Below are 22,829 nucleotides of genomic sequence, written 5' to 3'. Positions count from 1 at the left end.
TCCGGCGGCGCGCGGTCGGCCGACGGCGGTTCCGGCGGGGCGCGACCGGCCGGCGGCGGTCGGCACACGCCTTTCGCATTACGGCCGCCGAGGGGGCTTCGCGGGCGGTCGGCGCGCCCCGTTCTCCGATGGAATCCGCCCCGGTCACCGGGGTGCCGACGGCCGGGGAGGTGAAATACGAGCGGCCGTCGTCCGACCGGCGACGAAAGGAGCGGGGCGCCGAAGGCATTCCTTACGGGTGTTCCTTGCCGGAATTTCTCGCCAGTTTCCCCACTGGCGGTGCTCATTCGCGTTCCTCGATCGAACGTATATATCAGTCAGGGATATTCGCCGACGCGGCTTCAATTCAATTAAGGCAGCACCAATGGATCAGCACAAGCGACTTTCGGCCAACGGTCCGGACAGGCCGGGCACGGTTTCACCGGAGGGCGCGAGAAGGCGCGGAAAAGGCGCACGAGGGGCACGGGGCGGAGCACAAAGGGGGAAAGCGGCGACCCGCGCCGAGCCGCCCGCCGCGGATCGCCGACCGTGCGCGGCCGCGCACGACCGGATGCGGCGCGGCTCTTGAGCGGGACGCCGCGCCGCCCTACCGTTTGAGGCCAAACAATAGCCTCGACCGCAGCCGGGAGCCCGGATGACCAAGCCCCACCCCCGCATGACGCTCGTACTGACCGAGAACTGGACCATGACCGGCGGCCGTTGCAATACGGACGCCCTGGTGCGCTGGGCGCGCGAGGCGGAGGACGCCGGGTTCGACTCGGTCATGCTCAGCGAGCACATCGTGCTCGGCCCGGACGCGGGCGCGAACGGCCCGATGCCCAATCCGCGCGAGTACGCCCTGCCGGGGAATCAGACCCCGGACACGCCATGGCCCAGCTCCGTCGTCCTGCTCGCCGCCATGGCCGCCGTGACCGAGCGCGTCCGGCTCGCCGCCGCGGCCGTACTGGCGCCGCTGCGCCATCCGCTGCTGCTGGCCAAGGAGTTGGCCACGCTGGACCTGCTCAGCAAGGGCCGGCTCGTCGTCCTGCCCACGGTGAGCTGGAGCGAGGACGAGTACGCCGCGCTCCAGGTGCCCTTCGCCCGGCGCGGCCGGCTCCTCGACGAGCACCTCGCCGCCTGGCAGCGGCTCTGGGAGCCCGGCCCCGCCTCGTTCGAGGGCGAGCACTACCGCTTCCACGACGTCTGGCTGGAGCCGAAGCCGTACCGGCCGGGCGGCCCCGAGCTGTGGTTCGGCGGCTCGACGCTGCACGCCGCGGTGGTGCGGCGGCTGGTGACGTACGGACACGGCTTCAACCCGCTGGGGCGGCCCGCGCCCGGCGAACTGGAGAAGCTGCGCGCGGCGATGGCGGAGGCCGGGCGCGACATGGCCGATCTGGAGATGATCGGCGGCACGCGCGCCGTCTTCCCCGACGCGGCCTCGGTGGCCAGTCTCGAACGGGCGCTGGAGGCCGTCCCGGAGCAGATGGAGCAGGGTTTCACGACGTTCTGCATCAAGCCGTCGCAGTTCACGGACGATCCGGACGGGGTCGGGGGATTCTGCCGCGAGGTGATGCGCCGGGTGGAGCGGCTCACCGGGTGACGGTTCACCGGGTGATGGCGCGGCGGGCCGCGCCCGCCGAGGGCCCGGGAATTCGCGCAGAACCCTTGCGTCGGGGTCAGCCACCGGGCATATGTTTGGGCCCAAACGAACTGGAGGGAGGTCATCCATGCCCCAAGCTGCCGACCTCGTGCTGGTCAATGGCACGGTGCTGACCGTCGACGCCGCCTTCCGCGCCACGCGGGCCGTCGCCGTGCGCGACGGTCTGATCGCGGCGACCGGGAGCGACAGCGAGATCCGCGCGCTCATCGGGCCCGGCACCGAGGTCATCGACCTCGAAGGACGCACCGCGCTCCCCGGGATCAACGACTCGCATCTGCACGCCGCCGCCTTCGGCGCCACCCGGCCGCCGCTCGCCCTCGACGTGGCCTCGCCCGCCGTCTCCTCGATCGCCGACATCCGCGAGGCCGTACGTCGCAAGGCCGCCGAATCCCCGCCCGGCGACTGGATATTCGGCAACGGCTGGGACGTCGGCTACCTCAAGGAGTGCCTGGCCGAACCCGGCCGCACCCCCCGCCGCCAGGACCTCGACGAGGTCTCCCGGGACCACCCGGTGCTCCTGTACGAGTTCTCCGGGCACACCTCCTGGCTCAACTCCCGTGCCCTGGAGGCCGCCGGCATCACCGGCGCCACCGAGCCGCCGCCCGGCGGCATCATCGAGACCGACGCCGACGGCCGCCCCACCGGCATCCTGCGCGAGGGCGCGCAGGACCTGGTGAACGCCGTGGTGCCGCTGATGGACGACGCCGCGCGGGAGTCCGCCATCCGGGCCGCCATCGCGGTCTGCCACGCCGAGGGCATCACCAGCTTCACCGAGCCGGGGCTCGGCCCCGGCGGCACCTCGCTCTTCCTCGGGGTCGCGGACACCGGGACGCTCAAGATGTACGCGCGCCTGGAGGCGGCCGGCGAACTCCGGGCCCGCGTCAACGTGCTGCTGCTTCCCCTGGAGATGGGCGGCGCGGCCCGCCACCTGCACGAGCGGATGCACCGGCTCGAAGAGATCTGCGCCGAGGCCGATCCGCGGCGGCTGCGCGTACTCGGCGTCAAGCTGTTCGCCGACGGCATCCCGCCCAGCCGCACCGCCTGGATGCACGAGGAGTACGTGGGCGGCGGGTACGGCAGCCTCTGCCTGCACGGCCACACCCACACGCAGCGCGTCGAGGAGCTGGACGCCATCGTGCGGTACGCCCACAGGGCCGGCCACCAGCTCGGCGTGCACATCACCGGGGACCACGGCATCGACGCGGTCGTCGACGCCTTCGAGGCGGCGCAGACCGACGCCCCGCGCCCCGACGCGCGCCACTACGTCATCCACGGCGACTTCGCCTCCCCCCGCTCCCTGGCCACGCTCGCCCGGCACGGCTGGGGCATCAACATGAACCCCGGGGTCAAGGACGCCATCGCCGACCTGATGGACGGGATCGTGGGCCCCGAGCGGTCCGCCTACCAGTGGCCCGTGCGCAGCGCCTCGGAGGCCGGCATCCCCGTGACCGCCAGCTCGGACGCGCCCATCACCTACCCCGACTGGCGCCGGGGCGTGGCGTCGATGATGCTGCGGGAGTCGAAGGCGAGCGGCCGGCCGAGCGGCCCCGAGCAGTGCGTCGACCTGGAGACCGCGATCCGCGCGTACACCTCGAACGCCGCGTGGCAGGACTTCGCGGAGAGCTGGAAGGGTTCGCTGGAGCGGGGGAAGGTCGCCGACATCTGCGTGGTGGACGGCGATCTCGCGCACGCGGACCCGCACGAGATCGCGACGATGCCGGTGGCGATGACGGTCTTCGACGGGGAGATCGTCCATGACGCCCGGTGACATGACGCCCGGCGGCGGCACGGTCCCCGCCGGCAGGACGCCGCAGCCGTTCCAAGAGGGCCCGTTCCCAAAGGGGCCGCTCTCCCGGCGGTTCGCCCGCTGGGCCCTCGCGCTCTCCCCGCGCCGCAAGTGGGCCGTCTTCGGCTCCTGGTTCGCGCTCGACGGCGTGGTGGCGCTGGCGCCGCCGGTGTACTGGGCCGCGGGCGACCCCGCGTTCCAGAGCGGCGTCTGGCTGTCCTTCTGGTACTTCCTCGCCATCGGCGCGCACGTCTCCGCCGGCGTCATCGCGCTGTATTTCGTCGAAGCGGCCCGCGGCGAGATCGACTGACCGCCGCACCGGACCCACCGGCCCCCGGCGACCGCGACAGGCGGCGCCGTCGGCCGACACCTCCTCGGACCTGAGAGGGGTTCGCCCCCAGTGAATGTGTTCCTCGGCTACGGCATGGTGGTGCTCTTCTTCGCCGGAGTGCTCCTCACGCTGTATATGCACCGCCGGCGCGACGCCGACTTCACCGACTACGCCGTGGGCGGGCGCAGCTTCGGCAGCGGCTACCAGACCATGTCGATCCTCAACACCTGGTTTCCCGGCTCGGTCTTCATCGCCGACGCCGGGCTCGCGGCCCGCAGCGGCGTGATCGGCTTCCACCTGCTGGTCTACGGGCTGTTCGCCTATCTGCTGATGTATCTGATGTCCCGGCGGGTGTGGATGTGGGGCGAGCTGAACGGGCTGCGCACCCAGTCCGACCTGTTCGGGCTGCGCTACGGCGGTACGGCCTCGCGCACCGTGCCCGCGCTCATCCAGGTCCTGGTCAACTTCCCGATGACCGTGCTCGGGATGCAGGCGATGGGGCTGATCTTCTACTACATCTCCTTCGGGCACCTGAGCTATTCGCAGTCGGTGCTCGCGGGCGTGCTGGTCCTCGTGGCGCGCCAGTTCTGGACGGTGCGGATGGGGATGCGCGGGGTGGTCGTCACCGACTTCTACCAGGGCATGATCGCGTACGTCTTCGGCTCGGTCCTGCTCGTGGGGCTCATCGTCTATCTGGTCGTGAGCGGCCATGGGTTCGCCCGGCTGCCCGTCGAGCGGCTGTCGCTGCCCGTGGACGGCGGCGGCAGCGGCGGGCTGTACCTCTTCGCGCTGACGTTCACCGGCGCGGTGGGCGGCTGGTGCCTGTCGGGGATGTTCGTGCGGCTCTTCACCGCGGACGGGGTGCGGAGCGTCAAGCGGTCGGCGATCTTCGTCATGCCCGCGTCGCTCGTCTTCGCCGGGCTGCTGCTGACCGTCGCCCTGCTGTCCGGGACGCTGCCCGGCGTCTCCGACAACCCGGACCGCGCCCTGTTCACGCTGGCCCAGCACATCGGCGGGCCGTGGATCGTCATCGCGATCGCCCTGTGCGTCCTGGCGGCGCAGATCGGCATGGCGGACGGGGTGCTCCAGTCCGTGGGGACGCTCATCGCCAACGACCTGGTGGCGGTGGTCCGGCCGATGAACGACAAGGGGCGGCTGCTGTCGGCGAAGATCTCCATCGCGGTCTACACGGTGGCCTCCGCGCTGGTCGCCAACATCGGGCTCAGCAACCTCATCACGCTGTCGATCATGGCGTACCAGGGGGTGGTGCAGCTCGCGGTGCCGCAGTTCCTCGGTCTGTTCTGGAAGCGCGGCAACCGGATCGGCACGGTCGCGGGGACCCTCGTCGGCTTCTGCACCGCTGCCGGGCTCTCGGCGGCGTACCCGACCTCGATCCCCTGGCTGGACGGCCTCACCTCGGGCGTGGTGGGCATGGCCCTGAACCTCGTGATCTACGTGGCCTGCGCGTACCTCTTCCCGCAGAGCGCCGCGGAGGGGCGGCGGGTCGCCGAGCTGTTCGCGGCCACGTCGGTCGTCAAGGCGCCCGCCGCGCCCGGCCCGGCCGCGACCGCCCCGCCGGGACCGGCGCGGACCTGAGAAAGCGGGCCTGAGAAAGCGGACTTGAGAAACGGGTACGCCCCCGCCGGCCGGCCGCTCGGTGCGGCCGCGGCGGGGGCGTACCCGTCGTGGGTCAGGACCGGCGGGGCGGCCGGATGCCGCGGTACTCCCAGTCGCCGCCGAAGGCCGTGGAGCGGACCTCCTCGGAGGCGGTGGGCTGCGCCCCGCAGTCGTCCCGTACGGGGGTGGGGCCCGTCACGATGCGGTTGGTCAGCCGTCCCAGGCCCTCCGCCTCGACCTCCACGACGTCGCCGGGGTGCACGGGGCGGGAGTTGGCGGGCGTGCCGGTGAGGAGTACGTCGCCGGGGACGAGGGTGATGGTCCGGGCGATGTCGGCGACGAGGTAGTGCATGTCCCAGGTCATCTCGTCGGTCGAGCCGTCCTGCACCAGCTCCCCGTTGACGTACGTCCGCAGGTACTTGCCGCGGAAGTCCCAGCCCGTCACCAGTCCGGGGCCGAGCGGGCAGAGCGTGTCGGAGCCCTTGACGCGGAGCATGGAGCCGGCGTCCGTGTCCCGGAAGTCGTGCAGGCCGTAGTCGTTCGCGACGGTGTAGCCGGCGATGTACTCCGCCGCGTCGCGCGGCGCGACGTTGCGGCACACGCGGCCGATGACGACGGCGATCTCGCCCTCGTAGTTGAGGTACTGGCAGCCCTCGGGGCGCACCACCGCGCCGCCGTGCGCGTTCAGCGCGGAGACCGGCTTGTGGAAGTAGGTGGGGGCGGGCGGCAGCGTGGTCCGGAACTCCTCGACGCGGCTGCGGTGGTTGAGGTGCACCGCGATCACCTTGGTGGGCTGTACGGGCGGCAGGTGGCGGGCGTCGGCGGCCTTGACGCGGCGGCCGTCGCCCGCCACGAGTTCGTCGCCCTCCCTTACGGTCTGCACGGCGGCGCCGTCCAGCAGGATGCGGCGGTAGTCACGGGTATCGCTCATTCCGGTTGGCCTTCCTCGGGGTTCGGACAGCTCAAGGGGCGCCCTGCGGGGCGCCCCGGACAGACGCGCGGTCCGCCGGACCGGCTAGGGGGCCCAGCCGCCCGCCGGGCGGTCGAACCACAGGTGGACCTGGCCCGTGCCGATCGAGTTCTCGTAACTGCTGTAGGCGCGCCCGGGCGCGGTCAGCCGCTCCTCGCCGAGGGCGCCGGCCATCATCAGGTAGTGCCCGAACCCCGCCTCGGGCTTGTGGGCGGCGAATTCCGGCATGGTGCGCAGGACGCGCGCGTGGTCGCCGCTCAGCAGCCAGTCGACGCGTTCCTCGTCGGCGGCGCGCGCCTGGGGGGTGCGCAGGTGCACGGGGTCGCTCGCCTCGTGGTCGCGGAGTTCGCGCAGCGGCCAGAAGGTGTGCGAGAGCGCGCCGGAGGCGATCAGCAGCACCTTGCGGTCGGGCAGCGCGGCGATGCCGTCGGCGAGCGCGCGGCCGAGCCGCAGGTGGTCCTCGGCGTCGCCGGTCTGGCAGACCCCGATGGACATCCACCGCTTGTCGGGCAGCCCGCGGCCCAGGTACGTCCAGAGGTTGACGGTGGCGTAGTGGATCGGCAGGTACGGGTCGTCGATGGGCGTGATCCAGGTACCGTGGCGCTCGGCGAACCCGGCGGTCGCGCGGGCGAGTTCGGGGTCGCCGGGGAAGTCGTAGGGCATGCGGCACATGCCGCGCGGCAGCTCCTCGGAGGTGAACAGGCCGGCCCTGCGGGGCTGTGCGGCGATGACGAACTCGACGGTGGTCGCCCAGTGCGAGTCCAGGACGACGACGGTGTCGTAGTCGAGGGGTTCGAAGACGTCGGCGCGCAGCCTGCGCAGCCCCGGCACGAGGCTGACCTCGCGGCCGCCGTTGAGCTCCCGGCGGCCCGCTTCGGGCAGGACGATGGTGGGGACGTGGGCGAGGAGGCCGGCCCCGACGATCTCACCCATGGTGCTGCCACCCCTTCGGCGCGGTGACGGTGTTCTTGAGGTCGCAGTAGAAGTCGAAGCTCCAGTCGCCGCCCTCGCGGCCCATGCCGGAGGCGCGGGAGCCGCCGAAGGGCGCGGCGAGGTCGCGTACGAAGAAGCAGTTGGTCCAGACGGTGCCGGCGACGAGGCGGGCGGCGACGCGGTCGGCGCGGTCGCGGTCGCCGGTGGCGAGGGTGGCGGCCAGGCCGAAGCGGGTGCCGTTGGCCAGGGCCACGGCCTCGTCCTCGGTGGTGAAGGTCTGGAGGGTGAGCACGGGCCCGAAGACCTCCTCCTGCACGATCTCCGAGTCCTGCGCGACGCCGGCGAGCAGCGTCGGCCGGTAGTAGGCGCCCCCGGTGCGCCCGGTCAGTTCGGTGTGCGGGCCGCCGCCGAGGAGCGCGGTGGCGCCGGCCGCCAGCGCCCGCCGCACGAAGCCGTCGACGCGTTCCAGGTGCCGGGGGTGGATGGTGGGGCCGATGCCGGTGGCCTCCTCGCGCGGGTCCCCTTGGACGAGGGCTCGGGCGCGGTGCAGGAAGCGCTCCAGGAAGGCATCGCGTACGGGCTCCTCGACGAGCAGCCGGGTGGCGGCGAGGCAGACCTGGCCCGCGTTGTCGTACTGCTCGACGGCGAGGTCGGCGGCGAGGTCGAGGTCGGCGTCGGCGAAGACCAGCAGCGGGGATTTGCCGCCGAGTTCGAAGCTGGTGGGCACCAGGTGCTCGGCCGCCGCGCGGGCGATGCGGCGCGCGGTGGGCACGGAGCCGGTGAAGCTGACGCGGCGGATGTCCGCGTCGGACACGAGGGGTTCGCCGGCCTCGGCCCCGTACCCCTGGAGGACGTTGAAGACGCCCGGGGGCAGCCCGGCCTCGGCGGTGATGTCGGCGAAGAGGGAGGCGGTGAGCGGGGTCCACTCGGCGGGCTTGAGGACGACGGGGTCACCGGCGGCGAGCGCGGGGCCGATCTTCCAGGTGGCGAGCATCAGCGGCGCGTTCCACGGGGTGATGAGCGCGGCGGGTCCGGCCGGGTCCCAGGTCACGTGGTTGGTGTGGCCGCGGGTCGTGAAGTCGTCGTGGCCGAGGGCGAGGAGGCGGTCGGCGAAGAAGCGGAGGTTGTGGGCGGCGCGGGGCATGACGCCGCGGCGGTGGGAGCGGAGCAGCGCGCCGTTGTCGGCCGTCTCGACGGCGGCGAGGTCTTCGAGGCGCGCGTCGACGCCGTCGGCGATGGCGTGCAGCAGCCGGGCGCGTTCGGGCGGCGGGGTCGCGGCCCAGCCGGGGAAGGCGGCGCGGGCGGCGGCGACGGCGGCCCGGGCCTCCTCGGCGCCGCCGCGGGCGATCTCGGCGAGGGGCGTCCCGTCGATGGGCGAGCGGTCGGTGAACGTGGCGGCGGAGTCGAGGCGTTCGCCGCCGATCCAGTGGCGGGTGTCGACGGTGACTCCGGCCACCGTGGCGGTGGGCGGGTGGTCCCGGGACTCGGACGGCGCCGGGGCCGCCTGGTGTGCCGGGGGTCCTGGTGCGGGCGCGGGGTGGGCCATCGCGGTCTCCCATTCGTTTGAGCCCAAATCGTTTGAGCCCAAACAAAATAGGCGACCCCGTTCGGGGTGGTCAACCCTCTTCCCCGGCGGCGGCCCGTGACTATCATTTGGCCCCAAACATTGGCCCGGAGACGCGCCCGCGGCCCCAGCGGACACCGCGCACACGGAGGAGACGCCTATGCCGGACAGCCGGACGAACAACGAGACGGGCCGCGCCGACGGCCACGCGGACGAACGGCCCGACGGCCGTGCGGAGGAACGGCTCGACAACCGCGCGGAGGCACGGCCGAACGGCCCTGCCGACGGGCGCGAAGTCGGCCGCGAAGACGGGCCTGCCGAGGAGCACGAGGGGTGGCTGCGCCGGGCGGAGCGGTGGACGCCGCCCACCCGGCACCGCGTCGCGGGCGCGGACGAGGACGGCTCCGGCGCGTCCTTCCGCGTCCTCTCCCCGCGCGACGGCCGCGAGCTGGCGGTCGTCGCGGACGCCGGCGAACGGGAGGTCGACCGCGCCGTCGCCGCCGCCCGCCGCGCCTTCGACACCAGCCCCTGGCCCCGCCTCTCCCCCGCCGAACGCGGCCGGGCCCTGCTCCGCCTCGCCGACCTCCTCGAAGCGCACCGGTCGGAGCTGGCCCTGGCCGTCAGCCTGGAGAACGGCAAGCCCATCAGCGAGGCGTACGGCATCGAACTGCGCGCCGTCATCGCCACGTTCCGCTGGTACGGGCAGCTCGCGGACAAGCTGCGCGACGAGTCCCCGCACACGGACCCCGGCGCGCTCGCGCTCGTCACCCGCGAGCCCTCCGGCGTCGTCGGCGCCGTCGTCCCCTGGAACTTCCCGCTCTCGCTCGCCGCCTGGAAGCTCGCCCCCGCGCTCGCCACCGGCTGTACGGCCGTACTCAAACCGTCCGAGCTGACGCCGCTGTCCGCGCTGCTGCTCGGCCGGCTCGCGGACGAGTCGGGGCTGCCGCCGGGCGTGCTCAACGTGGTCGCGGGCGACGGCCCGACGGCCGGGCGCGCCCTCGGCCGCCACCCGGACGTGGACGTCCTCGCCTTCACCGGCTCGACGGCCGTGGGCCGCCACTTCCTGCGCTACGCCGCCGACTCCAACCTCAAACGCGTCTGGCTCGAACTCGGCGGCAAATCACCGAACATCGTGCTCCCCGACGCGCCCGACCTGCGGGCCGCCGCCACCACGGCGGCCTGGGGCATCTTCTTCAACCAGGGCGAGATGTGCACGGCGCCCTCCCGGCTGCTGGTGCACTCCTCCATCGCGGAACAGGTCGTGGACACGGTGGTCGAACGCGCCCGCGCGCTGCGCGTCGGGGACCCGCTGGACCCGGCGACGGAGATGGGCGCGGTCGCGGGCGCGGCCCGCGCCGAGGCGGTACTCGGCCACGTACGGGCGGGGCGGGAGGCGGGGGCCAGGCTGCGGACCGGCGGCGAGCGGCTGGAGCGCGTACCGGGCGGCAGCTACCTGGCCCCGACGGTCTTCGACCGGGTGACGCCGGACATGCGGCTCGCGCGGGAGGAGATCTTCGGCCCCGTGCTGTCCGTCCTCACCTTCGACACCGAGGAGGAGGCCGTGGCCCTGGCCAACGACACCGAGTACGGGCTCGCCGCGGGCGTGTGGACGGCGGACCTCGGCACCGCCCACCGCCTCTCGCGCGCCCTGCGCGCGGGCACGGTCTGGGTCAACTGCTACGAGGAGGGCGACCTCACCGTGCCGTTCGGCGGCTACAAGCGGTCCGGCAACGGGCGGGACAAGTCCGTGCACGCGCTGGAGAAGTACACCGAGCTCAAGACCGTCTGGATCCAGTGGTGACGGCCGCGCGCCGCGATCGCCCGCGCCGACCCCTCATCGCCCTCCCCCAGCGCTTCTCCGCCACCGCGTCCGCCCTGCGCTACGGAGCCGTGGTCACCGCCCGGGCGCTGTCCGAGGCAGTCCTGCGGGCCGGGGGCGAGCCGTTCATGATGCACCCCGGGCCGCCGGAGGAGGCGGCCGAGCGGCTGGCCCGCTGCGACGGGGTGCTGCTGCCGGGCGGCGGTGACGTGGCGCCGCGGCTGTACGCCGCGGACGCCGCGGTCCACGACCGGGTCTACGACGTCGACGCCGAACAGGACGCGTTCGACCTCGCGGTCGCGCGGCACGCGTTGGCGGCCGGGCTGCCGCTGCTGGCCGTCTGCCGCGGCCTCCAGGTCGTCAACGTCGCCCTGGGCGGCACGCTCCGCCAGGACATGGGCGGCGACCGCGCCGACCACCGGCACCGCGTGCACCGCGTCACGCTCACGGCGGGCTCGGCGGTTGCGACCGCCATGGGGCCCGCGGGCCCGGCCGCCGGTCCCGCCGGGGGCGGCCGGGAAGTGGAGGTCTCGTGCTACCACCACCAGTGCGCGGACCGGCTCGGCGCCGGGCTCGCCGTCACCGGCCGCGCCGAGGACGGCACCATCGAAGCCCTCGAACTACCGCGCCACCACGCCTGGTTCGCCGCCGTCCAATGGCACCCCGAGGACACCGCCGACTCGAACCCCGCCCAACAGGGCCTCTTCAACGCCCTGGTCACGGCGAGCCGTGCCCGACTGCCGTCACCCGCGAACAACGGGCGGCTGCCCTGAGGGGCGGGCGGGGCGCCGGCGACAAGCCGGGCCCCGAGGACGGCCCCGCCCACGGCGTAGTCGGCCAGGACGCCGGCGACTGGCCGGGCCCCGGCAGCCGACCAGACTCCCGCGGCGGACCGGACACCGGCAACAGGCCGGCCACCGGCGGTAGTCCCGGCTTCGGCTGCGGGTCGGAACCAGCCCGCGAGCCGGGCACCGGCAGCAAGCCAGGAATTGGCACCGGCGCCGCCGCCGGGCCGTGCCCCGCCCGCCGAGCGGGCGCCGGCGGGGGACCGTGCCCAAGCGACGCGCCGCGCCCGGCGAATGGCCGCTCAGCCCCGCGCGGGCCGTCGGCCGCTGCGGCGCGGGCGCGGGTCGGCGCCGTTGAGGAGGGCGAGGCGGCGTTCCTCGCCGTGTTCCTCCGTCTGGGTGACGATCTTACGGAGGAGGTCGGCGAGGGTGCCGCACTCCTTGTCGGTGAGGCGCTCGGCGACGAAGACCTCTTCGGCGTTGAAGGCGGGGAAGACCTCGGCCATCAGCTCCTCGCCCTTGTCCGTCAGCCGCAGCAGCACCAGGCGGCCGTCGGTGGGGTGGCCGGCGCGTTCGAGGAGGCCGCGGTTCTGGAGCGTGCGGGAGACGCCGGTGAGGGTGCCCTTGGAGATGCCCGCCTCCTCGGCGACGTAGCGGGTCTCCATCTCGCCCCAGATCCATACGACCCACAGGACGACGAACGAGGTCCACGTCAGTTCGGCCCCGCGCAGCACGGAGTTCTCGAAGTGCTGGCGCACGGCCGCGGCGGCGCGGTAGATGTTCGCCACCGCGACCATCTGCTCGTGCCGGATCGGCGTGTCGCCCAGCTTGGCCCGCACGGCCCGCTCGGTCTCACGGATGGAACGGTGCACCGTCACGTCGTGTTCTCCCGCATCTCTCGCCGCTTCCCGCGAACCCCCGTCGGGCCCCCGGCGCGCCGTGCCGGGCCGCGTCCGCGCCCGTACGACCGTTGCCGTTCGCGACCCTTACGGACTCAAACGATAACCCGGCCCGTCCCGGCGGCCCCGCCGTCCCCCTTCCGCCCGGAACCGCTTCCTCCGCCCCTCGCCCGGCGCACCGGCCGCGCCGCGCCCGTACCGCTTCGTCAAACACCTTCTCGTGACAGGGAGTTCCCCATGAACCAGCCCTCCGGCCCCCGGCCGCCCGTCCTGCTCGTGGCCGGGGCCAGCAGCGGGATCGGCGCGGCCGTCGCCGCGCGCGGCGCGCGGGACGGGGCCCGCGTCGCGGTGTGCGCCCGGCGCGCCGACGCGCTCGGCGAGGTCGCGGACGCGTGCGGCGCGACGCCGTACGTCGCCGACGTGACCGTACGCGGCGACGTCGACGATCTGGTCGCGGCCGTGGTGCGCGACCACGGCCGACTGGACGGCGTGGTCGCGAACGCCGGGACCATCCGCCCCGGCGGCCTGCTCGACCTCAGCGACGAGGACTGGGACGTCACACTGCGCACCAATCTCACGGCGGTCTTCCTGCTGGCCCGCGCGGCCCTGCCGCATCTCGCCGCCGCGCGCGGCGCGTTCGTGACCGTGGGCTCCGTCGCCGGGCTGCGGGCCGCCACGGGCGCGGGCGCGTACGCGGCGTCCAAGGCCGGGGCCGCCATGCTGACGAGCGTCATCGCGACGGAGTTCGGGCCGCGCGGGGTGCGTGCCAACACGGTCTGTCCGGGCTGGACGCGTACCGAGATGGCCGACGAGGAGATGCGGGAGTTGGGCGGCGAGGCCCGGCTGGACGCCGCGTACGCGCGGGCCACGGCGCTGGTGCCGCAGCGGCGCGCGGCGCTGGCCGAGGAGGTCGCGGACGCCGTGCTGTGGCTGCTGGGGCCGCGGTCGTCGTATGTGAACGGGGCGACGCTGGCGGTGGACGGCGGCCTGACCATGGTCGACGCGGGGCGCGTCCCGTTCGACTTCACGCTCGCCCCGCGGTGAGCCGCGGGGGACGCGCTCCGCGGGGACGGCCCGTACCGGCCGTACGGGCACATCGGCTCCCTCGGGGGCGCTACTCGCCCCCGCCCCGCTCCAGCAGCGTCCCCCCGTCCCACACCACGCCCACCTGCCGGTAGTACGCCCCGATCGGCTCCTCGACGGTGAGGGACGCGAGTTCCTCCGTGGGCGAGTCGAAGAGTTCGAGGTCGGCGTCGGCGGCCCAGGCCGGGCCGGCCTCGAAGGACGCGGCGCCGCTTTCGACGAGTTCGTCGAGGGCGAGCCCGGTGCCGTCGATGGAGGGCAGCCAGCGGTGGTGGGCCATCGGGTGGCCGTTGACGAAGCCGCCCGTCTCCGAGGGCTCGCGCAGCGTGGCGACGGCCTGCGCGAGCCGCCGGTCCCCGGCCGCGAGGGTCGCGCCGAAGACGGCTCCGGGCTCGATGCGGGGCGCCGGCCCGTACGGGTGGGGCCTGGTGAGGTGGATGGAGCCGAGCTTCTTCGGGTAGCCCTGGTGGATGCCGCGGGCGAGGGCGAAGTCCTTGTCGACCCAGATGTGGACGCAGCGGGAGTACGTACGGCCGCGGTAGTCGCACCGGACGACGGCGAAGCACTCCTTGTACTGGCCGCGCACGGGGTCGAGCAGTTCCTCCTTCCCGGCGCCGCAGGACTGCCAGTCGGCCCAGATCAGCGCGACGGCGCCGGGGTCCTCGGCCGCGGGGGCGAGCGGCGCGGGCAGGAGTTCGCGGACGCGGGCGGGGTCGGTGCGGTATTCGATGGTGAGCAGGTCGCCCGAGTAGTGCCAGGGCGGGGCGGGGATCAGCGACGCCCGCCCGGTGGCGGTCTTGGGCGGGAAGAAGCCTCGGACGGTCGGCACGGTGGGCACAGCGGACTCCTCGGGTTCCTCGCCGGACTAATCGTTTGGACCCGTACGTTATGACCTGGGCCCCGCGTTGTCACGGGCGGACCCGGATCGCCGCCGATTCGCCGCGACCCCTTGCGCGGCACCCGGCCCCTTCATATTGTTCGACCCCAAACGATTTTCCGAGTGAGCCCGCGAACCGCAGAACGAACCCGCGAGCCGCCGGGTGAGCCCGCCGCGCATCGCCGAACGAGCCCGCGAACACGCCCCGCAGGAAGGCTGGCCAGGGTGACCGACACAAGCCCCGCCCACGACGACCGGGCCCAGCAGGCCGTCACGGCGCTGCGCGCACAGGACATCGACGTGGTGCGCGTCGTCTACCCCGATCTGCTGGGCGCCGACCGCGCCCGCGACGTCCTCGTCGACCATCTGCCGGCCGCCGTCCGCAGTGGCCTGACGTTCTGCCGCGCCGTCTACCACACCAGCCCGCAGAGCGATGTCGTCCCCATGCCCGGCGGCCTGGCCGCGGGCATGCCGGACATCTCGGTCCGCCCCGACCTGGAGACCCTGTGCGCCCTGCCCTGGGAGCCCGGCGTCGCCTGGTGCCTGGGCGACGCCGTGGACCCGGCGACCGGAGAGGCGGCCACCGAATCCCCGCGCGACCTGCTGCGCGGCGTCCTTGGGCGGACCGCCGAGGGACCGCGCGCGGTGATCGGCCCCGAGCTGGAGTACTACCTGTGCGAGCGGGACGCGTCCTCGGCCACCGGCTGGTCGCCGTACGGGCGGGCCCCCGGCAACGTCTACAGCGCGGGGCTGCGCGGCGACCCGGACGGCCATCTGCTGCGCACCCTGCGGCACTTGAAGGGGCTGGGGATCGGCGCGACGGCCGGCAACCGCGAGTTCGGCAGCGGCCAGTTCGAGATCAACCTCGACCACTCGGCGGCGCTCGACGCCGCCGACCGCGCGTTCCGCTTCAAGTCGGCCGTCAAGGAGATCGCCCGCACGGAAGGGCGGCTGGCGACCTTCATGGCCCGGCCCTTCAACGAGGAGGGCGGCTCCGGCTTCCATCTGCACCTGTCGATGGTCGACGCGGACGACCGCAACGTCTTCGAAGGCCGCGCCGACGGGGACGCCGACGCGCACGGGCTCTCCGGCACCGCGCGGCACGCCATCGCCGGCGTCCTCGCCCACGCGCCCGCGCTCACCGCGCTGCTCAACCCGACCATCAACTCCTACAAGCGCTTCGGCCCCGACACCCTCGCCCCCTGGCTGATCGACTGGGGACTGGACAACCGCAGCGCGATGGTGCGCGTACCGCCGGAGCGCGGCGACGGCACCCGGCTGGAACTGCGCCTCGGCGACGCCACGGCCAACCCCTATCTCGCCGTCGCGGGCATGGTCGCCGCGGTGGGGCTCGGCCTGCGGGAGAAGCGGGAGCCGCCCGAGCCGCTGCGCGGCTACGGCTACCAGGAGGGCACCGCGGCCCGGCTGCCGGGCACGCTCGGCGCGGCGCTCGACGCGCTGGAGGCCGACGCCGACCTGACGGAGGTGCTGGGGGCCGACTTCACCCGCTCGTTCCTCGCGTACAAGCGCAACGAGATCGAGCGGTTCCAGCAGTACGTCACCGACTGGGAGTTCAAGGAGTACGCGGCGCTCATCTGACGGGCCGTCCGCTGCCGCCGCCCGGCCGCGGCGCGGCCCACCGCACCCGCTCCCCCGCGGCCCCCAGCCCGGCGCCCGCCGCCCGCCCGCCCGCCTCGAAGGACAGGCCCATGACCGTCACGTCCACCGCACCCGAACCGCTGCCCCTCGACGCGGTCGACCTCACCGACCACGACAACTTCACCGACGGCGAGCTGCCCTGGCGGATGTACGACACGCTGCGCCGCGAGGACCCCGTCCACTGGCAGTCGGAGCCCGCGCCGGGCAGCGGCTTCTGGGCCGTGACCCGGCACGCCGACATCGTGCGGGCCGGCAGCGACCCCGAGACGTTCACCTCCACCGCATTCACCAACCTCGAAGAGGTCGACGAGGAGCACCGCGAGATGCGCCGCTCCCTCCTGGAGACCGACGGCCCGCGCCACCGGGCCATGCGCCGGCTGCTCCAGCGGCAGTTCACCCCGCGCGCCGTCGCCGCGTACGAGGTGTTCCTGCGCGGCCTGACCGCGCGGACCCTGGACACGGCGCTCGCCAAGGGGAGCCGCTTCGACTTCGTCCGGGAGATCGCGGCCGACTTCCCCATCAACGTCCTCGCCCGCATGCTCGGCGTCCCCGAGCACGACACCCCGCGGCTCATCGACTGGGGCAACCGCATCATCGGCAACACCGACCCCGACTACGCGGACGTGCTGCTCGGCACCGAGGAGAGCGAGCGCTACCGCGACCTGCCGTTCCGCAGCCCGGCGGCGCTGGAGGTCTTCGCGTACGGCCGGGAGCTGGCCGCGCGGCGCGCGGGCGGCGGCGGCGAGGACCTGGTGAGCCGGCTCGTCGACCAGCCGCCGTCCGACGGGGTGGCCCTCTCCGAGCGGGACTTCGACAACTACTTCCTGCTGCTGGTCGTCGCGGGCAACGAGACCACCCGGCACGCCATCTCGCACGCCATGCTCGCGCTGATCGACCACCCGGAGCAGCGGGAGCGGCTGCGCCGGGACCCGTCCCTGATGCCGGGCGCGGTCGAGGAGTTCCTGCGCTGGGCCTCCCCCGTCCACCACTTCCGGCGCACGGCGACCCGCGACACCGAGCTGGGCGGCCGGCGCGTCGCCGAGGGCGAGAAGGTCGTCCTGTGGTTCGCGTCCGGCAACCGCGACGAGACGGTGTTCGAGGAGCCGTACCGCTTCGATGTCACCCGCTCCCCCAACGACCACCTCACCTTCGGCAAGGGCGGCCCGCACTTCTGCCTGGGAGCCTCGCTGGCCCGCCTGGAGCTGCGCGTCATGTTCGAGGAACTGCTCCCGCGCCTCGCCGACATCCGCCTCACGGCCGCCCCCCGCCGCGTCCGCTCCAACTTCGTCAACGGCCTCAAGGAACTCCCCGTCGAGGTCACTTTGGTCTAGGGCGCTTCTGACGGATCTCCGCGGCGTCAGGCCCACCGGCGCAGGATCAGCACGGCCGTGGCCGTGAGGCCGACCGTGACCACGCAGCCGCGCAGTACCGCCGGCGGCATGCGGCGCGCCGTGCGGGCGCCGATCCTGCCGCCGATGAAGGAGCCCACCATGAGGAGGAGCGCGGGAAGCCAGGCGATCGTCGCGATGATGACGAAGACCACGGCGGCGGCCGCGTTGACCAGTCCGATGCAGACGTTCTTGATGCCGTTGAGGCGCTGGATGTTCTCGTTGAGCAGCAGCCCGAACAGGGCGAGCAGCATCACCCCCGCCGCCGCCCCGAAGTAGCCGCCGTAGAGGCCGGCGACGAAGAGCCCGGCCCACAGGACGGGTCCGCCGCCGGCGGCGGTCTTCTCGGTGCGTTCGCCGAGCCGCCGCTTGAGCCACGGCTGGAGGAGCACCAGCAGGGTGGCGAGGAGGACCAGCGCCGGGACGACGGCGTCGAAGGCGGCCGGCGGCAGGACGACGAGGCCCAGGGCCCCGATGACCGCGCCGACGAGCGCGACGGCGCCGAACTGGGCGACCCGGCGCACCTGCCCGCGCAGTTCGTGCCGGTAGCCGTACGCGCCGCTGAAGTTCCCGGCCACGAGCCCGACGGTGTTCGACATATTGGCGAGGACGGGCGGATAGCCGCTGGCCAGCAGGACGGGGAAGGTCACCAGGGTGCCCGAGCCGACCACCGTGTTGATCACCCCCGCCAGTACGCCGCTGGTCAGCACGGCCGTCACGGTCAGCCAGGTCACCGCGGCCCCACGGCGAGGAAGTGCCGGAAGCGGCGCGCCACTTCGTACGGGGTGACGGTGGGGCGGCCGAGCCCCGGCGGCGAGCCGGGGGCGATACGGGCGTGCAGCAGGTGCGGTCCCGGCCGGGCCAGGGCCGTGCGGAACGCCGCGGCGAAGCCGTCCGTGTCGTCGCTGACGGCGGCCGACCGGTAGCCGCAGGCGAGCGCGGCGCGGCCGAACTCGACCCCGGCGGAGACCGTGGCCTGCCCGCCGGTCGAGTCGTGGACGCCGTTGTCGAGGATGACGTGGACGAGGTTGGGCGGTGCGGTGGCTCCGATGGTCGCCATGTTGCCCATTTTCATCAGCGCCGCGCCGTCCCCGTCCAGCACGACGGTCGTACGCGGCGTGTTCAGCGCGACGCCGAGGGCCATGGCGCTGGCGCAGCCCATGGAGCCGACCTGGTAGAAGTGCTGCTCCCGGTCGGCCAGGGCGAACAGTTCGCGCCCGCACTTCCCGGTGGTCGCGATGACGGCCGCCTCGGGCGGAACCTCGGCCAGGACGGACTCCAGGACGTCCCGCCGCGCGGGCCGCGGTCCGCCGCGGGTGCGGTCGTCCAGCGCGGTGTCGCGCGGCCCGGGCGCGTACGGGGGCTGGTCCAGGGGCTCGTCCTGGGCGACCGCGCCCTTCCGCATGATCAGCGCGGTGGGCAGTTCGCCGTCGGCCATGAGCTTGACGGCCTCGTCCAGGGCGGGCTCGATCAGCTCGGGACGGTCCGGGAACGGGCGGTGCGGGACGCGGATCGTGGTCAGCAGATCGTGTGTGACGCCGCCCATCACCTCGTGCTGCGGCTCGTCCTTGAGGCCCGGCTGCCCTCGCCAGGTGCACACGAGCAGGAACGGGACGCGGAACGGGTGGCTCAGCGAGGTGAGCGGGTTGATCATGTTCCCGAGCCCCGAGTTCTGGCACATCGCGACGGGCTGCCGGCCTGCCAGCCAGGCCCCGGTGGCCAGCGCGACGGCCTCGCCCTCGCTGGTCGCCCCGACGTAGCGCAGCTCCTGGTGGCTGATGGTGCCGTTGATCAGCGGGGTGAGGAACGAGCACGGGACTCCGGTGTAGAAGTCGAAGCCCCGGCTCAGGGCGGCGCCGAGGAATTCCCGGGCGCGGATCACGAGGTGGCCTCGGGGGCGCCGGCCGGCAGGTAGCGGCGGCCCGCTTCGTCGAGTTCGGCGTAGTCGAGGAAGTCGAAGATCTCCTTGACCGGGGCGAGGGCCGGCTCGACGTCGCTGAGCCGGTTGTTCTCGAAGACGGCCCGGCTGACGTCGCGCATCGCCTGCACCGAGGCGCGCATGTTCTGGTTGGCCCAGATGAGCGTCGAGACGCCCGCGCGCTCGAACGCCTCGACGCCGACCGCGTGGTACGTGGTGGGCGTGATCACCAGGGGGCAGCGCCGCGCCCACTCCTCGGCGAAGGCCAGGATCTCCTTGCCGTCCTTGCTCTTGGAGTGGATGAAGACGGCGTCCGCCCCGGCCCGCCGGTACGCCTCGCCCCGGTCGAGGGCCTCGGCGAGGCCGCGGCCGGAGACCAGCGCCTCGACGCGGGCGATGACGGAGAAGTCGCCGTCGGTCTGGCTGTCCTTGCAGGCGGCGATCTTGCCGCAGAACTCGTCGACGTCCGCGAGGGGCTGCTCGTCGCCGATGAACGAGTTGGTCTTCGGGAACAGCTTGTCCTCGATGCAGACCGCCGAGACGTCCAACCGGCACAACTGGCGGACGAACCGGCGGGCGTTGTTGAAGTTCCCGTAGCCGGTGTCGCCGTCGACCATGATCGGGATGGTGGTGGCGTCGGCCATGTAGCCGACGGCGTCGAGCACTTCGCCGGCGGAGATCTCGTTGCTGTCCCGCACGCCGAGCGCGGTGGAGATCGAGAATCCGGACGCCCAGATGCCGGCGAAGCCCACGTCCTGCACGATGCGCGCGGACAGCCCGTTGTGCGCCTCCATCAGGAAGCTGAGGCCGGGCGAGTCGAGTAACTTCCGCATCCGGGCGGACTTGGACGCCGCGGAGGTGAATCGCTGTGTGCTGTCCATCGTTCTGCTCCTCTCGAACGGGGTCTCACGTGGCGGGCTCGTAGCCCCAGTCCGCGCGGTCGTGGCGGGCGCGGCGCAGGGTGGCCTCGCGGTGGACGGTGTGGTTCAGCTCCAGGTGCTCCAGATAGCCGTAGCCCTCGCCGTTGCCCAGCTTGATCAGGGCACCGGCGCCGCTGAAGCCGTGGGCGACGCAGGGGGCTACCCACAGGCTGTCGTCGGGGGCCAGCGGCTGTTCCCGTACGGTGCCGTCCGGCTCGGTCCACCAGGCCGTGGGGGTGCCGCGGGTCACCAGGAAGTGGCTCGCGCCGTGGTCGAACAGGTCGAGCGGCGCGCGCTCCTCGCGGTCCACGGCGAGGTACAGCCCGACCAGGTCGGGCAGTTGGGGGGCGCCGGCCATGGAGGCGGCGCGGTACCCGCCGAATTCCCGTACGGACGCGATGCCCTGCTCGATCGTGCACCAGGTCTTGCCGATCTCGTCGTGCAGCGGCTCGGGCGGCAGCAGCAGCCGGTGGTCGACGCCGAGGAGCGCGCCGACGCGCCGCAGCGCCGCCGTGTCCAGGGCGTCCTGGTCGCCGGCCAGGCACCGTTCGACCGCGTCCCGCGGCACGTCCGCGGCCGCCGCCAGCGCCCGCGGCCCGTACGCCCTGCGGGCCATGGCGATGCCCAGCATCGCCGCCTGGTCGCCGGCGGACCAGTCCGCGACGAACCGGTCGTACGAGCCGTCCGGCCAGTCGTTGGCCAGCGTCAGCAGGGCGTGCAGGTTGGACTTGGCGGTGTAGGAGATGATGCGGGCGCTCTCGTCGCCGGCCAGCGAGTAGCTGTGCGGCCGGTAGGACGGTTCGAGGTACGAGTCGCCGATGATCCACTCGTGCCCGGCGGTCCGGTTGGCCCTCAGCACCGCCCAGTTCAGCTCGGTGATCTCGGTGCCCCAGCGGCCGTGGATGTCGCCGGGCCCGATGTTCACGGTGATGGCCGGCTCCAGGTGGCCGTTGTTGAGCTGGGGCAGCCGGTCCGCGGGGCAGAGGATGTCGAGGATGACCGGGGCGATGTACCCCGAGGGGGCGGGCAGCGAGTAGTAGTTGTAGAAGTGGATGCCGTCGCGCCGCACCGCGCGCCGGGTCGCCTCCGTCTCGGCGCGGCTCTGGAAGATCGCGGCGGGCGTCCGCCCGGCGCCCGGGGCCAGTTGGGCGGGGGCGATGTCCAGGGCGGCGGCCAGCCGCCGCAGCTCCGGCTCCGGGAGCGTGAGCCGGCCGCCGGCCTCGCCGGCGCCGAGGTCCAGCTTGATGCCGGTGAGGTCGAGCACGTGGTCGGGGGTGAGCTTGCGCGCGTTGAGCCAGTGCATGAGCTTGTAGAGGTCCACGGAGACCGTAGCCGTCATGGGGTGTGCCTCCCAGGGGGTCGGCGGGCGCTCTCCGCGCTCAGCAGCGCCGCGAGTTGCGTCCGGGTCATCTGGCGGGGGTTGTTGTCGAAGCGGCTGTACGAGACGACGTCGTCGACGATGTCCGTGCAGTCCGCGTGTCCGTAGGCGCGCAGATCGGGCAGGCGCAGCCGCCGCAGCAGATCGTCGAGGCGGCGGCGCGCGGCGGCCGGCGTCGGGGCGCGCAGCCCCGCGGTGATCGCGCGCAGCGCGTCCCTGCTGTGGCCGGCGCCGCGCGGGTCGCGGCAGTCGCGGTCGGTGACGGCCGCGTTGAAGCACAGCACCGCGCCGAGGGTCAGGGCGCAGGCGTGGCCGTGCGGGATGCCCCAACGCATGGTCAGCGGGTACGAGACCGCGTGCGGGACGGTGGTGCGGGTCGCGGCGATCGCGAGCCCGGCGAAGACGCTCGCGTAGCTGAGGAGCGTACGAGCGCGGGGGGCCGCGGGGTCGGCGAGGACCGCGTCGAGGCCATCGGCGGCCAGCCGCACGGCGGGCAGGCTGAACCGCGCGGACTCCGCGGTGGCGGCCACCGCCCAACTGGCCTCGACCGCCTGCGACAGCGCGTCCAGCCCGCAGCCCGCCCACACCGCGTCGGGCGCGCTCATCGTCAGCAGCGGGTCGACGACCGCGAGGTCCGGGAAGAGGCCGGGGTGGTCCAGCGCGCGTTTGCGCTGGGCGCGTTCGTCCCAGACGGTGGCGGTGCGGGTGGCCTCGGCGCCGCTGCCGGCCGTCGTCGGCACGGCCGCCAGGGCGGTGGTACGGGCCTCGGGCACGCCCGTGCGCAGCGCCTCCTCGACCGTCCGCGTGCCGCCCGCGAGCAGGGCCACGGTCTTGCCGGTGTCCAGCACGCTGCCGCCGCCGATGGCCACCACCGCGTCGGCGCGGTGGCGCCGCGCGGCGGCCAGCACCGTCTGGATGCTCTCGGGCGTCGGGTTGGTCCGCGGGTTCTCCACCACGACGGCCTCGCCCAGCCGCCGGCCCGCGTCTACGGCTGCCTCCTGCCACGGCTTGGCCGCCGACCGCCGCCCGATGAGCACCAGGACGCGCCGGAGCCCCCGGTCCCCGAACCGGTCGCGGACGGTCTCGGCGAGGCCGGCCGCCGCGCCCTCGCCGAAGACGACGCGGGTCGGCACGTACGCGGGTACGGGCAGGTGGTACGGGCGGCGGGCGCGGTCGAGGAGGTCGTGGGCCGCCGGTAGTCGGGACGGCCCGGGGGCGGTGGGCATGGTCTCTCCCTCTGTCGTGGCTCCGAGCCGGCGGGGG

The 22,829-nt window shown here is 73.8% G+C and carries 19 protein-coding genes; 9 read left to right on the top strand and 10 right to left on the bottom strand.

Annotated features, from left to right (window positions below):
* Window positions 1-634 precede the first annotated feature (634 nt).
* From IF55_RS01955 to IF55_RS01940, 4 genes are all read left to right on the top strand, one after another.
* Window positions 635-1,579: a TIGR03619 family F420-dependent LLM class oxidoreductase gene (locus tag IF55_RS01955; RefSeq protein WP_030881793.1), complete on the top strand. Its 945-nt coding sequence runs from the start codon at window positions 635-637 to the stop codon at window positions 1,577-1,579.
* A gap of 127 nt (window positions 1,580-1,706) precedes the next feature.
* Window positions 1,707-3,407: an amidohydrolase gene (locus tag IF55_RS01950; protein ID WP_030881788.1), complete on the top strand. Its 1,701-nt coding sequence runs from the start codon at window positions 1,707-1,709 to the stop codon at window positions 3,405-3,407.
* Window positions 3,394-3,735 (top strand): hypothetical protein, encoded by a 342-nt coding sequence (locus tag IF55_RS01945; RefSeq protein WP_030881786.1) that lies wholly within the window; start codon window positions 3,394-3,396, stop codon window positions 3,733-3,735. The genes IF55_RS01950 and IF55_RS01945 overlap by 14 nt, the downstream gene beginning before the upstream one ends.
* 90 nt (window positions 3,736-3,825) lie before the next feature.
* On the top strand, window positions 3,826-5,352 hold the full coding sequence (locus IF55_RS01940; protein ID WP_157854343.1) for a sodium:solute symporter family protein: 1,527 nt from the start codon (window positions 3,826-3,828) through the stop codon (window positions 5,350-5,352).
* 94 nt (window positions 5,353-5,446) lie between these two features.
* Here IF55_RS01940 and IF55_RS01935 read toward each other — a convergent pair whose 3' ends face one another.
* The 3 genes from IF55_RS01935 to IF55_RS01925 form a co-directional block, all read right to left on the bottom strand.
* Window positions 5,447-6,304 carry a fumarylacetoacetate hydrolase family protein gene (locus IF55_RS01935; RefSeq protein WP_030881784.1) on the bottom strand — a complete coding sequence of 286 codons (858 nt, stop codon included), beginning with the start codon at window positions 6,302-6,304 and terminating at the stop codon, window positions 5,447-5,449.
* A gap of 84 nt (window positions 6,305-6,388) precedes the next feature.
* On the bottom strand, window positions 6,389-7,276 hold the full coding sequence (locus IF55_RS01930; RefSeq protein ID WP_030881783.1) for a 3,4-dihydroxyphenylacetate 2,3-dioxygenase: 888 nt from the start codon (window positions 7,274-7,276) through the stop codon (window positions 6,389-6,391).
* Window positions 7,269-8,822 carry an aldehyde dehydrogenase family protein gene (locus IF55_RS01925; RefSeq protein WP_078643395.1) on the bottom strand — a complete coding sequence of 518 codons (1,554 nt, stop codon included), beginning with the start codon at window positions 8,820-8,822 and terminating at the stop codon, window positions 7,269-7,271. Before IF55_RS01925 ends, IF55_RS01930 begins: the two co-directional genes overlap by 8 nt.
* Before the next feature lie 178 nt (window positions 8,823-9,000).
* Between IF55_RS01925 and IF55_RS01920 the strand changes: the two genes are divergently transcribed.
* Together IF55_RS01920 and IF55_RS01915 are read left to right on the top strand one after the other, a co-directional pair.
* A complete protein-coding gene (locus IF55_RS01920) occupies window positions 9,001-10,641 on the top strand; it encodes an aldehyde dehydrogenase (protein WP_078643392.1) in 1,641 nt (546 codons plus the stop codon).
* Entirely contained in the window at window positions 10,638-11,432 is a 795-nt protein-coding gene (locus IF55_RS01915; protein WP_048831449.1) for a gamma-glutamyl-gamma-aminobutyrate hydrolase family protein, read from the top strand. The genes IF55_RS01920 and IF55_RS01915 overlap by 4 nt, the downstream gene beginning before the upstream one ends.
* A 314-nt stretch (window positions 11,433-11,746) precedes the next feature.
* Here the strand turns inward: IF55_RS01915 and IF55_RS01910 are convergent, their stop codons facing one another.
* Window positions 11,747-12,322 (bottom strand): MarR family winged helix-turn-helix transcriptional regulator, encoded by a 576-nt coding sequence (locus IF55_RS01910; RefSeq protein WP_030881777.1) that lies wholly within the window; start codon window positions 12,320-12,322, stop codon window positions 11,747-11,749.
* A gap of 258 nt (window positions 12,323-12,580) precedes the next feature.
* On the opposite strand from IF55_RS01910, the gene IF55_RS01905 reads away from it, so the two are divergent.
* Window positions 12,581-13,387, top strand: a complete 807-nt coding sequence (locus IF55_RS01905) for an SDR family NAD(P)-dependent oxidoreductase (RefSeq protein WP_030881774.1) — start codon at window positions 12,581-12,583, stop codon at window positions 13,385-13,387.
* Window positions 13,388-13,457: 70 nt separating this feature from the next.
* On the opposite strand, the gene IF55_RS01900 is transcribed toward IF55_RS01905, so the two are convergent.
* Window positions 13,458-14,255: an acetoacetate decarboxylase family protein gene (locus IF55_RS01900; RefSeq protein ID WP_030881770.1), complete on the bottom strand. Its 798-nt coding sequence runs from the start codon at window positions 14,253-14,255 to the stop codon at window positions 13,458-13,460.
* Between the two features lie 273 nt (window positions 14,256-14,528).
* On the opposite strand from IF55_RS01900, the gene IF55_RS01895 reads away from it, so the two are divergent.
* Both IF55_RS01895 and IF55_RS01890 read left to right on the top strand, forming a co-directional pair.
* Window positions 14,529-15,902: a glutamine synthetase family protein gene (locus IF55_RS01895; protein WP_030881767.1), complete on the top strand. Its 1,374-nt coding sequence runs from the start codon at window positions 14,529-14,531 to the stop codon at window positions 15,900-15,902.
* Between the two features lie 110 nt (window positions 15,903-16,012).
* On the top strand, window positions 16,013-17,293 hold the full coding sequence (locus IF55_RS01890) for a cytochrome P450 (protein ID WP_030881764.1): 1,281 nt from the start codon (window positions 16,013-16,015) through the stop codon (window positions 17,291-17,293).
* A 26-nt stretch (window positions 17,294-17,319) separates the two neighbouring features.
* Here IF55_RS01890 and IF55_RS01885 read toward each other — a convergent pair whose 3' ends face one another.
* The 5 genes from IF55_RS01885 to IF55_RS01865 are packed head-to-tail and all read right to left on the bottom strand — an operon-like array spanning window position 17,320 to window position 22,792.
* Window positions 17,320-18,084, bottom strand: a complete 765-nt coding sequence (locus tag IF55_RS01885; RefSeq protein WP_030881762.1) for a sulfite exporter TauE/SafE family protein — start codon at window positions 18,082-18,084, stop codon at window positions 17,320-17,322.
* Complete coding sequence (gene aepY / locus IF55_RS01880; RefSeq protein WP_030881759.1) at window positions 18,081-19,232, bottom strand: phosphonopyruvate decarboxylase; 1,152 nt, start codon at window positions 19,230-19,232, stop codon at window positions 18,081-18,083. The genes IF55_RS01885 and aepY overlap by 4 nt, the downstream gene beginning before the upstream one ends.
* Window positions 19,229-20,149 carry a phosphoenolpyruvate mutase gene (gene aepX, locus IF55_RS01875; RefSeq protein ID WP_030881757.1) on the bottom strand — a complete coding sequence of 307 codons (921 nt, stop codon included), beginning with the start codon at window positions 20,147-20,149 and terminating at the stop codon, window positions 19,229-19,231. The genes aepY and aepX overlap by 4 nt, the downstream gene beginning before the upstream one ends.
* 25 nt (window positions 20,150-20,174) lie before the next feature.
* Window positions 20,175-21,527 (bottom strand): cupin domain-containing protein, encoded by a 1,353-nt coding sequence (locus tag IF55_RS01870; protein ID WP_030881754.1) that lies wholly within the window; start codon window positions 21,525-21,527, stop codon window positions 20,175-20,177.
* A complete protein-coding gene (locus IF55_RS01865) occupies window positions 21,524-22,792 on the bottom strand; it encodes a phosphonoacetaldehyde reductase (RefSeq protein WP_048831410.1) in 1,269 nt (422 codons plus the stop codon). Before IF55_RS01865 ends, IF55_RS01870 begins: the two co-directional genes overlap by 4 nt.
* Between the last annotated feature and the right edge of the window lie 37 nt (window positions 22,793-22,829).

The organism is Streptomyces varsoviensis (genome assembly GCF_000718635.1).
Taxonomy (GTDB): Bacteria; Actinomycetota; Actinomycetes; order Streptomycetales; family Streptomycetaceae; genus Streptomyces; species Streptomyces varsoviensis.
Note: the sequence above shows the minus strand (reverse complement) of the source record. Positions and strands in the feature narration are given on the sequence as shown.

What these genes read in the sequence shown, in the direction of transcription:
- IF55_RS01955 (WP_030881793.1), top strand. Translation starts at nt 635, where the DNA reads ATGACCAAGCCCCACCCCCGCATGACGCTCGTACTGACCGAGAACTGG.
- IF55_RS01950 (WP_030881788.1), top strand. Translation starts at nt 1,707, where the DNA reads ATGCCCCAAGCTGCCGACCTCGTGCTGGTCAATGGCACGGTGCTGACC.
- IF55_RS01945 (WP_030881786.1), top strand. Translation starts at nt 3,394, where the DNA reads ATGACGCCCGGTGACATGACGCCCGGCGGCGGCACGGTCCCCGCCGGC.
- IF55_RS01935 (WP_030881784.1), bottom strand. Translation starts at nt 6,304, where the DNA reads ATGAGCGATACCCGTGACTACCGCCGCATCCTGCTGGACGGCGCCGCC.
- IF55_RS01930 (WP_030881783.1), bottom strand. Translation starts at nt 7,276, where the DNA reads ATGGGTGAGATCGTCGGGGCCGGCCTCCTCGCCCACGTCCCCACCATC.
- IF55_RS01925 (WP_078643395.1), bottom strand. Translation starts at nt 8,822, where the DNA reads ATGGCCCACCCCGCGCCCGCACCAGGACCCCCGGCACACCAGGCGGCC.
- IF55_RS01920 (WP_078643392.1), top strand. Translation starts at nt 9,001, where the DNA reads ATGCCGGACAGCCGGACGAACAACGAGACGGGCCGCGCCGACGGCCAC.
- IF55_RS01905 (WP_030881774.1), top strand. Translation starts at nt 12,581, where the DNA reads ATGAACCAGCCCTCCGGCCCCCGGCCGCCCGTCCTGCTCGTGGCCGGG.
- IF55_RS01890 (WP_030881764.1), top strand. Translation starts at nt 16,013, where the DNA reads ATGACCGTCACGTCCACCGCACCCGAACCGCTGCCCCTCGACGCGGTC.
- aepX (WP_030881757.1), bottom strand. Translation starts at nt 20,149, where the DNA reads ATGGACAGCACACAGCGATTCACCTCCGCGGCGTCCAAGTCCGCCCGG.
- IF55_RS01870 (WP_030881754.1), bottom strand. Translation starts at nt 21,527, where the DNA reads ATGACGGCTACGGTCTCCGTGGACCTCTACAAGCTCATGCACTGGCTC.
- IF55_RS01865 (WP_048831410.1), bottom strand. Translation starts at nt 22,792, where the DNA reads ATGCCCACCGCCCCCGGGCCGTCCCGACTACCGGCGGCCCACGACCTC.